The sequence below is a fragment of the Vibrio nitrifigilis genome, assembly GCF_015686695.1.
Taxonomy (GTDB): Bacteria; Pseudomonadota; Gammaproteobacteria; order Enterobacterales; family Vibrionaceae; genus Vibrio; species Vibrio nitrifigilis.
Map to the genome: position 1 here is coordinate 1 of NZ_JADPMR010000008.1, position 10302 is coordinate 10302.

Annotated in this window: 12 protein-coding genes and 2 pseudogenes; 11 read left to right on the top strand and 3 right to left on the bottom strand. The window is 41.9% G+C overall.

Annotation, left to right across the window (positions count from 1 at the left end; translation table 11 throughout):
* Together I1A42_RS24450 and queF are read right to left on the bottom strand one after the other, a co-directional pair.
* On the bottom strand, window positions 1-1104 hold a 1104-nt coding region (locus I1A42_RS24450; RefSeq protein WP_408063549.1), incomplete at its 3' end, for a tetratricopeptide repeat protein.
* 15 nt (window positions 1105-1119) lie between these two features.
* Window positions 1120-1968: an NADPH-dependent 7-cyano-7-deazaguanine reductase QueF gene (gene queF / locus I1A42_RS24455; protein ID WP_196122743.1), complete on the bottom strand. Its 849-nt coding sequence runs from the start codon at window positions 1966-1968 to the stop codon at window positions 1120-1122.
* Between the two features lie 96 nt (window positions 1969-2064).
* Between queF and syd the strand changes: the two genes are divergently transcribed.
* Window positions 2065-2610, top strand: a complete 546-nt coding sequence (syd, locus tag I1A42_RS24460) for a SecY-interacting protein (RefSeq protein ID WP_230389333.1) — start codon at window positions 2065-2067, stop codon at window positions 2608-2610.
* Window position 2611: 1 nt separating this feature from the next.
* A complete protein-coding gene (locus I1A42_RS24465) occupies window positions 2612-3388 on the top strand; it encodes a Zn-ribbon-containing protein (protein WP_161155038.1) in 777 nt (258 codons plus the stop codon).
* A 235-nt stretch (window positions 3389-3623) separates the two neighbouring features.
* On the opposite strand, the gene I1A42_RS24470 is transcribed toward I1A42_RS24465, so the two are convergent.
* Window positions 3624-4625, bottom strand: a complete 1002-nt coding sequence (locus I1A42_RS24470; RefSeq protein ID WP_196125799.1) for a potassium channel family protein — start codon at window positions 4623-4625, stop codon at window positions 3624-3626.
* Between the two features lie 378 nt (window positions 4626-5003).
* Between I1A42_RS24470 and I1A42_RS24475 the strand changes: the two genes are divergently transcribed.
* The 9 genes and pseudogenes from I1A42_RS24475 to atpA all read left to right on the top strand — a co-directional run.
* Window positions 5004-5384 (top strand): DUF2170 family protein, encoded by a 381-nt coding sequence (locus I1A42_RS24475; RefSeq protein ID WP_196125801.1) that lies wholly within the window; start codon window positions 5004-5006, stop codon window positions 5382-5384.
* Between the two features lie 22 nt (window positions 5385-5406).
* Window positions 5407-5580 (top strand): PspA/IM30 family protein, encoded by a 174-nt coding sequence (locus tag I1A42_RS24480; protein ID WP_196125803.1) that lies wholly within the window; start codon window positions 5407-5409, stop codon window positions 5578-5580.
* A gap of 181 nt (window positions 5581-5761) precedes the next feature.
* A pseudogene (locus I1A42_RS24485) lies at window positions 5762-6402 on the top strand (ParB/RepB/Spo0J family partition protein); the annotation flags it as partial.
* A 188-nt stretch (window positions 6403-6590) separates the two neighbouring features.
* On the top strand, window positions 6591-6980 hold the full coding sequence (locus I1A42_RS24490; protein WP_161155694.1) for a F0F1 ATP synthase subunit I: 390 nt from the start codon (window positions 6591-6593) through the stop codon (window positions 6978-6980).
* Between the two features lie 8 nt (window positions 6981-6988).
* Window positions 6989-7819: a F0F1 ATP synthase subunit A gene (atpB, locus tag I1A42_RS24495; RefSeq protein ID WP_161155696.1), complete on the top strand. Its 831-nt coding sequence runs from the start codon at window positions 6989-6991 to the stop codon at window positions 7817-7819.
* A gap of 69 nt (window positions 7820-7888) precedes the next feature.
* Window positions 7889-8143, top strand: a complete 255-nt coding sequence (gene atpE, locus I1A42_RS24500; protein ID WP_002540812.1) for a F0F1 ATP synthase subunit C — start codon at window positions 7889-7891, stop codon at window positions 8141-8143.
* Window positions 8144-8222: 79 nt separating this feature from the next.
* Entirely contained in the window at window positions 8223-8693 is a 471-nt protein-coding gene (atpF, locus tag I1A42_RS24505) for a F0F1 ATP synthase subunit B (protein WP_161155698.1), read from the top strand.
* Window positions 8694-8707: 14 nt separating this feature from the next.
* Window positions 8708-9241 (top strand): F0F1 ATP synthase subunit delta, encoded by a 534-nt coding sequence (gene atpH / locus I1A42_RS24510; RefSeq protein ID WP_161155700.1) that lies wholly within the window; start codon window positions 8708-8710, stop codon window positions 9239-9241.
* A 13-nt stretch (window positions 9242-9254) separates the two neighbouring features.
* Window positions 9255-10283, top strand: a pseudogene (gene atpA, locus I1A42_RS24515) (F0F1 ATP synthase subunit alpha); the annotation flags it as partial.
* Between the last annotated feature and the right edge of the window lie 19 nt (window positions 10284-10302).

Consider the following 10302-nt stretch of genomic DNA (forward strand, 5'->3'; position numbering starts at 1 on the left):
TAGTGGGATATCACTATAACTTAGGAGCTCTTCAGCACGTTTAAGATATTGGTCGGCTAATGGGTAGTTGTACAACTGCAAATAGGTTGAGGCTAGGGATAGACGTGTTTCGATGACATCGGCAATATCACTGTTGCTGGTTTCATGATCGATCACATTGAAGTAATGAACTAAAGCAAGGTTGAATTTACTTTGCAGAAAGTAGGTGTCTCCCATGCGTTTCAGCACTTTCGCTAACAGCGGTGATTTGTCGTATTTACCATAGAAATCAGCTGCCTGAGAGAGGTGAACTAACGCTTTATCGAGCACTTGTCGTTCGAAAAATAGCCGCCCTAATAGCGCATTGGTTTTGGCTAACATTGCACCCGAATCACTTTCGATTGAATCCCAATACGATTTTAACAATTCGGAAAGCGCTAAATTGTATCTTTCATGGTTTAAGTAATGTTGGCCGACTAATAGGTGATAGTCGATGTTTACACGTGTGGATTTAGCAATGTTTAAATAGGATTTTGCTTGATCAAATAATTTGTCAGCAATGGAAGTTTGGTCAGCTTTAGACGCGACTTCTGCCCGTAACATAGTCAGTTTGTAGTTAACACCAGCGGCGAGTTGGTCAGAGTTTTTGATCTGTTTAAATTGTTTCTCGATCTTATCAATTCGTTCATTGGCATTTGCTGCACTTTCATCATCGAGCCAATGCAGCTTTGCTTGCAACAGTTTGACGTCTAAATGCAGATAGGGAAGTTGATAGTCATGGGTCATTTTTTCCGCATGATCGAGTGTGTCGTATGCTGTGAGGGTATTACCTAAATTAAATTCCGCTTGTGCGAGCAATTGTAATGCGTCAACCGTACTCCCAGGTGTTCTGATTCGTGTATCAGTTTCATCTCTTGCGATGGTATTCGGTGCTTTTTCTGCTTTATCGGTTAAGCGGCGGTTTTGCAAATACTCGCTGGTCAGCTTTTTTGCTTGAGCAGGACTGATATCAATCAATCCTGCGGCTTCATTGAGAGAGGGCGCGGAATAAATGGTCGCGTAGGCTCCACAAGAAAACCATATCAGAAGCAACGTAAAACAAGATTGCCAGCGAGTAAAAGTCATTATGTAATCAGTCCTTTATTGACGAGCTAGACGTTGAGTATTAGCGGGAGTTGCCGTTTCTGTTGAGCGGAATGGGTTGATATCCAGCCCTCCACGACGAGTATAACGAGCATATACCGTCAGTTTGCTTGGCTGACAGAAGCGCATGATATCGGTGAAAATACGTTCTACGCATTGCTCATGAAATTCGTTATGTTCACGAAAAGAAACAATGTAACGCAATAGTGCTTCACGGTCTATTTGCTTGCCGGTGTACTCTATTTCAACACTGCCCCAATCTGGTTGACTGGTAATCAAGCAGTTCGATTTCAATAAATGGCTATGTAATGTTTCGGTAACCGAATCACCGGCTAATGTTGCGCCTTCTAACAATGAGGTGTCGAATTGATAATCGTTGATCTCAATGTCTTGTTCATCGATGCAATCACCGCGCATGGTGGCGATAGGTTGAGCGGTAAAATGTTCAACAGGCATGATTTCAACAGTAACGTTTTCACCGGCACATGCTGATAAATCATTGATCAAAGTGGTTTGTACTTCGTTCCAATCAGCAAAGCGAGTTTGGTTAAAGCTGTTCAGATATAACTTAAACGACTTAGATTCGATCAGATTCGCACTAGTAGCAGGAATAGCAACGTGCCCAAGCGCAACTTGAGGCAGTCCACGTTGGTTTAACCAAGAAAGCTCATACAATGTCCAAATATCACATCCCTGAAATGGAAGAGCCTCACCTAGATGTAGATCATCACGGTTTAGACTCCGCGGGACGGGTTGTAATAGAGTTACATCGTATTGAGTCGCGTACGCGGTTTTTTTCCCAAGTGTTAGACCAGCTAACTCTTTTGCATCTGAATATTTGCTCATTTTTTACTGTTAATTCGATTAGAATACTGAGAATTTTACGCAATCCCTGCGCGTGTGTCATTAACGAGTAGAGGACAAATAACAATGGAGAAGAATATGTCGTCAGCAGATTCGGCTTTATTTTCGTTGAGCCAACGATTTGTTGAGCTATGCCAACAACAAACTGGCCACTTACCACAAGATAATGATTTGGTAGGTTTACCTTCTCCCTGTATTGAAGAAACCACCGATCATAGCGTGTATTGGTTACCTGTTGTGCGCGACTCTCAGGCTGATTTTTCTAATATAGAAGAGGCAATAGAGCTGACGTTACATCCTGATATTGCTTTGTTTTATGGAAGTCAATATAGCGCAGATATCCCCGCTCAGTGGAATAATAACGCGTTGACTTTGTTGCAAGTATGGAGCGATGACGATTTCATTCGGTTACAAGAAAACATTCTTGGACATTTAGTCATGCAAAGGCGTTTGAAACAAAAACCGACGGTATTTATTGCTACGACCGATGATGAAATGCAGGTTGTTTCAATCTGTAATATAAGTGGTGAAGTTATTTTAGAAACGTTGGGAAGTAAAGAACGTCAAGTATTAGCGCCAACGCTGGTGGAATTTTTGACCCAAGTAAATCCTGTGGTGTATTGATATGTATGTAGTAGAGCTTGAATTTGAGTGTTTTGACAACACGACCATTAGTGCCGTTGAAAAATCGATTAATGGCTTGATGGAAGCGTTACGCTTTAATGGCCAGATCCTTGGACGTGAATTTCCTGTTGTTATGGGGGAAGGGGAGTTTTTTGTTCGCGTCGTCTGCCCAGAAAAAGAGAGCTTACATCCTCGTAATCACTCCGATTATGTTCATGTCTGCCTTGAACGATTGAATGATGCTTGCTTACTCGCACCAAAAGTTCGTTTATTAGGCCGAGATATGAATTCAGAGCAAGCTGCTGAGAATATGGCTCCCAGTTGGCAAGTGCTATATACCACTTATGTGCATACTTGTTCACCATTGCGTAGCGGTGAAAACTTATTGCCGATCCCTCTTTACCGCAATAAGCCGACGTTTAATGGTGACCATAAGTCTGTTGTGAAATGGCAAACGGAATGGCAGGCGTGTGATGAAATCCAAATGGCGGGCAGTTGCAAGGCAGAGCATGCTGCGCTGCATGAAATCTGTGATGTAGATAGTGACTTGTTTATTCGTGGTTGGGATATTCGTGGGCGCATTGAGTATTTAACTAAGGTGCCAACGTACTACTATCAGTATCGTGTCGGCGGCAAAAGTTTAGCGGAAGAAAAATCACGCCGTTGCCCTAAATGTGGTGGGGAATGGTTGCTTGATGAACCGCTTCATGACATTTTTCATTTCAAATGCGACAAGTGCCGGATTGTTTCTAATATATCTTGGGATCATTTGAAATAGAGTTCGAGTAAGAGCGAACAAGAGCAAATGGGTTGGCTGGAAGCCAACCCATTATTTCCAAGTAACCTCAAGATGCGATTTCAGTGAGAATGTATTCGCTCTTGTTCAATGCAAAGATGTGCGGATAGAGTGATTCTATGTTGAAAGGGGATGACCATTCTTTCCGTGATAGAGCTTGACCTAGGTGTATTGATGATGCACTCACTCCTGCATCTTGAGAACATTTGGGTATAGGCTATCTACACTGCCAGTCGAGTTGCTTCGAATGTAAGCGCTCACTTGCAATATAATGTAGATACATTCCCGAGGTAACCAGAGTTTCTGGTGCTGGATTCAGCACCACATCATCACCTGATTGCATGTGAGCAATGGCAATGAGCATCGCATTATAGTGTTCTTTAAAGTAGCGAGAAATCTCTGCAACAGATACAGGTTCTATATCTGGTACTTTGAGTGTGTATTGAGTTGCGCCAATATTTGGGCTCAATAACTGGTTTAGTACACGTGACGCACCTGGGTCTTGCATTGAACGTGCTAATAATTCTGCAGCTCGGTTAGTGCTACATTCGATATTTTTGTAGTGTTTATCCAAAAGAGCGGCTTTAGCTGCATCGTTGAAGTAAGCGACAATGTGGCACTCGTCTTTCACTTGGTTTGCTATACTCAACGCCGTAGTTAATGTTCGTTCATCATTTTGATCATAGATAATAACTCGATTGGCTGTATTTAAAGCTAAGCGCTGCTGCTCGCTACTATCTGCAAAACTGCTCACGACAGCAAAGTCGACTTCTTTATATTCTTGTAAAGGGTGGAGCATAGTTTCATCTTCAACAGCGAGTATGATGCGGCCATTTTCGCGTTTTTTATCTGCCAAAATGCAATCCACGAGCGTTTTGGTGTGAGGAACATGCCAGCCGATGATAATCACGTGTTGTTGATAGTGAGCGAAATCTTTCATACCTTTTATATTCCTTTCAATAAAATCTCTAATTTGGCTTGATATTTTTGCAAGAACTACACCAAATAATGCAATGCTAACCGGCATTTGATACCAAGCTAAAAACTGTTGTCCTGCTGTGGTTATTGGTGAGTAATCACCATAACCAACTGTTGAGCCAGTCACATTCATAAAGTAAAAAAGCGAGGTATTTGAGTTAGCTCGTTTTCTCCTAATGCATTGAATGTTAACCAGCAGATTCCATAGTGAAAGAGTGTCGTAACCAATATTCCTAGCCATGTAACACGCTGCAAATGTAATGCAACGAGTACCGATATGCGTTTGAGTATGTGCATGTATCTATCACCTATTTTTGGTGTTTTTATTTTTCTCTCCCAGAGGTTAATCGAGTATCAATTGCTATCGTATAACCTAAATTTAGGGAACCTTTGCCAACGCAGCGAAGTGTACATGAAAGTGAAAAAGAGGCTCCACTCCCTTATCGAAGTATCCCCAACATGGTGTACTATTTGGAACACACCTCTAGGTTTTACCTGCTGCCATTTTTAATTTTAGACGTAGAATTGCCTTAGTTTCGGTTAACGAATATTATCCGAAAAAAATATTAAAAAGTGATTTATCACACGTTAACGTCAACGGCTAAAAAGAGAGATATTAATGAATATCGAATTGATCAAGAGTAGCTTGTCTGAAGCTTACCCAACATGGAATATTAGCGACAATGATTCATGTTTAGTTATTACTAATCATGATGGTATTACTGCTTACTTAGCAGTGTCTGGTAGTCAAATAGTTGTAGAAACTCTACTATTTCCAGTGAGTAAAGTTAGCGATAAAACTGCATTGAACACATATATCCTTCAAACGCATAAAATTATTCCATTAACAACAGTTGGTTTATCTGAAGTTGATAGTGAATGGTATTATTCAGCGTTTGGTACTTTATCTTCCCAATCAAAATTAGAAAGTGTCCAGATTGAAGTGGAAACATTATTTAATAATGTTGCTGAGCTGATCGGTATGTATGAAGAGTTTTAATTTAATTGAGAAGGTAACCACAATGTCTGTATTTAAAAAATTATTTTCTGCCTTTAAAGGCGGTATTAATGATGCTGCTGAATCAGTAGTAGATGCAAATCAATTACGTATTCTAGAACAGGAAATTCGCGAGTTCGTTCTGCTATTCGTGATGCTGATGAAAGTTTGGTATCAATTATGGCTAAGCGTAAAATAGCGGAGAAGAAAGTTCTGATATTCAATTAAGCATTACTCAATATGAGCAAAATGCTTTGTCAGCAAGTGAAAAGGGTCACCAAGATCTTGCGCTTGAATGTGCTCAGCGAGTCGTTGAACTTACCCAAGAAAAAGATGTTGAGCAGTCTCAGCTCGATGTTTTTCTGCAAGCAGAAAATAAGCTTCGACCACTAGAAACTGGTGGGTATGAGATTATAGCCGGAGAGCGTCGCTGGAGAGCAGCACGTCAGGCTGGGCTAAAACAAGTTCCTTGTCTTATTAAACGTGTTGAAGACCGTGCTGCAGTGGCCATGGCTTTGATCGAAAACATTCAACGTGAAGACTTGAATGCGATCGAAGAAGCGCAAGCTCTCGAACGTTTGCAAGACGAATTCAAGTTAACCCACCAACAAGTCGCCGATGTGATTGGTAAATCGCGCACGACTGTCAGCAATTTATTACGTCTAAACCAATTAGATGAAAAAGTTAAAAAGTTTGTTGAAACTAAGCAGCTAGAAATGGGCCATGCTCGTGCTTTGTTGATGCTCGAAGGTGAGCTTCAAGCTGATATTGCTGAAAAAGTAGCCAAAAAGCAGCTTACGGTTCGTCAAACCGAACAACTCGTCAAAAAATGTCTTTCTGGACCATCTGACGATAAAAACGTGGTAGAAGACGTAGAAATTCAACAAATATCACAGAACCTTAGCGATAAATTGCATGCAAAAGTTTCAATCGTGCGATCTAAGAACGGAAAGTCAAACTAACAATAAGTCTTGATGAACCTCACAAATTAGAACAAGTGATTGCCAAGCTAGAACGCTAAATGAGATAATTGATTTAAATCAATTGTAAAAAACAACTTTTCATTCGAAAAGTTGTCGAGTTGTAAGCAAAACTGTAACTTTTTGTGGTAATTACATTGCCAAAGATTATGGTATGTATATAAAATTTTTAGCATAGCATCTGGCTTTAGTTGTTAGGTCAGGTGCATTTTATGTGGGGTAAGAATACATGGTAGCTGCGTTAGCTAGACCGGGACGAGAGCTTGCTAAGCAATTGTTATTGATCCAGTTGGGCGCGGTTATGGTTGTGGCAACAGGAATGGCTGTTGTGGTTAATGCTGAATGGGGATTTTCTGCGCTAATAGGTGGTGGCATTTTTGTCATTGCTAATGCTGTATTCGCGCTGTTCGCTTTCATGTTTAGTGGGGCTCGTGCTGCAAAACGTATCACGGCGTCTTTCTACACAGGTGAAGCTCTTAAAATCCTCATTACCATTGCACTATTTTCTGCTGCTTACATGTATGTCCAGGTGGAACTTGTTCCCCTGAAACTAACCTATTTGCTGGTACTAGGTATTAATATCTTTGCACCAGTACTATTCATTAACAACAAAAAATAGGATGAGTTATGGCTGCGCCAGGTGAAGCGCTAACACCGTCCGGTTACATTGAGCACCATTTGTCTAACTTATCATTGGCTCGTATTTCTGAGCACTATGATTTGGGGTGGCAAATAAGTGAGACAAGTTTCTGGAACGTTCATATCGATAGCCTGTTTTTTTCTGTGTTTACTGGATTGATCTTCCTTTGGATGTTCCGTTCAGTTTCTAAGAAAGCAACAGTGGGTGTACCAGGCAAGCTGCAGTGTTTTGTTGAGATGGTAGTTGAATTTGTCGACCAAAACGTCAAAGAGACTTTCCATGGACGCAATGCGCTAATTGCTCCGCTGGCACTAACTATCTTTTGTTGGGTATTGCTAATGAACATCATGGACCTTGTGCCCATCGATTTCTTGCCTTACTCAGCACAGCATCTGTTAGGGGTTCCTTATTTAAAAGTGGTTCCTTCTGCTGATGTGAATATCACCATGGCTATGGCTCTAGGTGTTTTTGCTTTGATGATTTTTTACAGCATCAAAGTGAAAGGCTTAGGTGGGTTCGTGAAAGAATTGGCTCTACATCCATTCAATCACCCTGTCATGATTCCGTTTAACCTACTTATTGAAGTGGTGTCGTTGCTGGCGAAACCGTTATCACTGGGTATGCGTCTATTCGGTAACATGTTTGCGGGTGAGGTTGTATTCATTCTTTGTGCGGCGATGTTGCCTTGGTGGTTACAATGGATCGGTTCACTTCCGTGGGCTATTTTCCATATTCTGGTAATTTTGATTCAAGCATTTGTGTTCATGATGTTGACTATCGTTTATCTGTCAATGGCACACGAAGACTCGGATCATTAATTTTTTATATTTTGTTTTTTTAAAGCTTTTATTGGGCACTTTAGCCAACAATTATAATTGGAGATAGTAATGGAAACTTTACTGAGCTTTTCTGCAATCGCCGTAGGTATTATCGTCGGTCTTGCTTCTCTAGGTACAGCGATTGGTTTCGCTCTTCTAGGCGGTAAATTCCTTGAAGGCGCAGCTCGCCAACCTGAAATGGCTCCTATGCTGCAAGTTAAGATGTTCATCATCGCAGGTCTGCTCGATGCGGTTCCAATGATCGGTATCGTTATCGCACTTCTATTCACTTTCGCTAACCCGTTTGTTGGTCAACTAGGTTAATCACGTATTTCCAGTGGCAAAACACATCTACGTTTTGCCTTTGATTAACATAAGTCTGTCCATATAGGGGGTAGCTGTTGTGAATATGAACGCAACTCTGCTAGGTCAAGCAGTCGCCTTTATCCTGTTTGTTTGGTTCTGCATGAAATATGTATGGCCACCAATCATTAAAGCGATTGAAGAACGTCAGCAAAAAATTGCTGATGGTTTGCAAGCCGCTGAGCGTGCAAAGAAAGATTTAGATCTAGCACAAGCCAACGCTTCTGAACAAATGAAGGAAGCGAAGCGCACAGCAACAGAGGTCATTGAGCAAGCGAATAAACGTAAAGCTCAGATTTTGGATGAAGCTCGTGAACAGGCTCTGGAAGAACGCCAGAAGCTCCTGACTCAAGCAGAAGCTGAAATCGAAGCTGAACGTAATCGTGCACGCGATGAGCTGCGCAAACAAGTTGCTACTCTGGCTATCGCTGGTGCCGAGAAAATCTTAGAGCGTTCAATCGATAAAGATGCGCACAAAGATATTCTTGACAACGTAGCTGCAAAACTTTAACTCAGGGGGCGCTTATGTCTGAACTGACTACTATTGCACGCCCCTATGCTAAAGCAGCATTTGATTTTGCGGTGGAGAAACAACAGTTAGATCAATGGTCTGAAATGTTGGTATTCGCTGCTGAAGTCGCAAACAACGCGCAAATTCATGAACTGATTACCAGTTCTCTCTCTGCCAATAAATTAGCAGAGGTTTTTATCGCAGTTTGTGGCGAACAGTTTGATGAATCTGGCCAGAACCTTATTAAGGTGATGGCAGAGAATGGCCGCTTAGCGGCTGTTCCTGAAGTCTGCGCTCAATATCATGTTCTGAAAAAAGAACATGAATCGAAAATCGATGTGGAAGTTATTTCTGCAAGCGAGCTTTCAGAGCAACAAAAAGCAGACATCAGCAGCAAACTAGAGCAGCGCCTCGAGCGTAAAGTTCTGCTGAATTGCAGTATAGATGAGACCCTACTAGCTGGGGTTGTAATTCGAGCCGGAGACTTAGTCATCGATAACTCAGCGCGTGGACGTTTACACCGTCTGAGCGATGCATTGCAGTCTTGATGGGGATTGGAGCATGCAACTTAATTCCACGGAAATAAGTGATCTTATTAAACAGCGTATCGAATCTTTCGACGTTGTTAGTGAAGGTCGCAATGAAGGTACTATCGTTTCGGTAAGCGATGGTATTATCCGCATTCACGGTCTTAAAGACGTGATGCAGGGTGAAATGATTGAATTACCGGGTGGCCGTTATGCACTAGCACTTAACCTTGAGCGTGACTCGGTAGGTGCGGTTGTAATGGGCCCATATGCTGACCTTAAGGAAGGCACAAAAGTAACTGGTACTGGTCGTATTCTTGAAGTACCAGTTGGTCCTGAACTGCTTGGTCGTGTGGTTAACACTCTGGGTGAACCTATCGATGGCAAAGGACCTCTTGAAGCAAAAATTACTTCTCCAGTTGAAGTGATTGCACCTGGCGTTATCGATCGTCAATCGGTAGATCAACCAGTTCAAACAGGTTACAAATCTGTTGACTCGATGATCCCAATTGGTCGTGGCCAGCGTGAATTGATCATCGGTGACCGTCAAACAGGTAAAACTGCGATGGCTATCGATGCGATCATCAACCAGAAAGATTCTGGCATTTACTCTATCTACGTAGCTATCGGCCAAAAAGCGTCGACAATTGCTAACGTAGTACGTAAGTTAGAAGAGCACGACGCACTTAAAAACACTATCATTGTGGTTGCGTCAGCATCTGAATCTGCTGCATTGCAATACCTTGCTCCTTACGCAGGTTGTGCAATGGGTGAATACTTCCGTGATCGCGGAGAAGATGCACTGATTGTTTATGATGATCTATCTAAACAAGCTGTGGCTTATCGTCAGATTTCTCTATTGCTACGTCGTCCACCAGGTCGTGAAGCATTCCCTGGTGACGTATTCTACTTACACTCTCGTTTACTAGAGCGTGCTGCTCGTGTAAGCGCAGAGTATGTAGAACGTTTCACTAACGGTGAAGTGAAAGGTAAGACTGGTTCATTGACAGCTCTACCTATCATCGAAACCCAAGCGGGTGACGTATCTGCATTCGTACCGACTACGTAATTTCTATTACCGA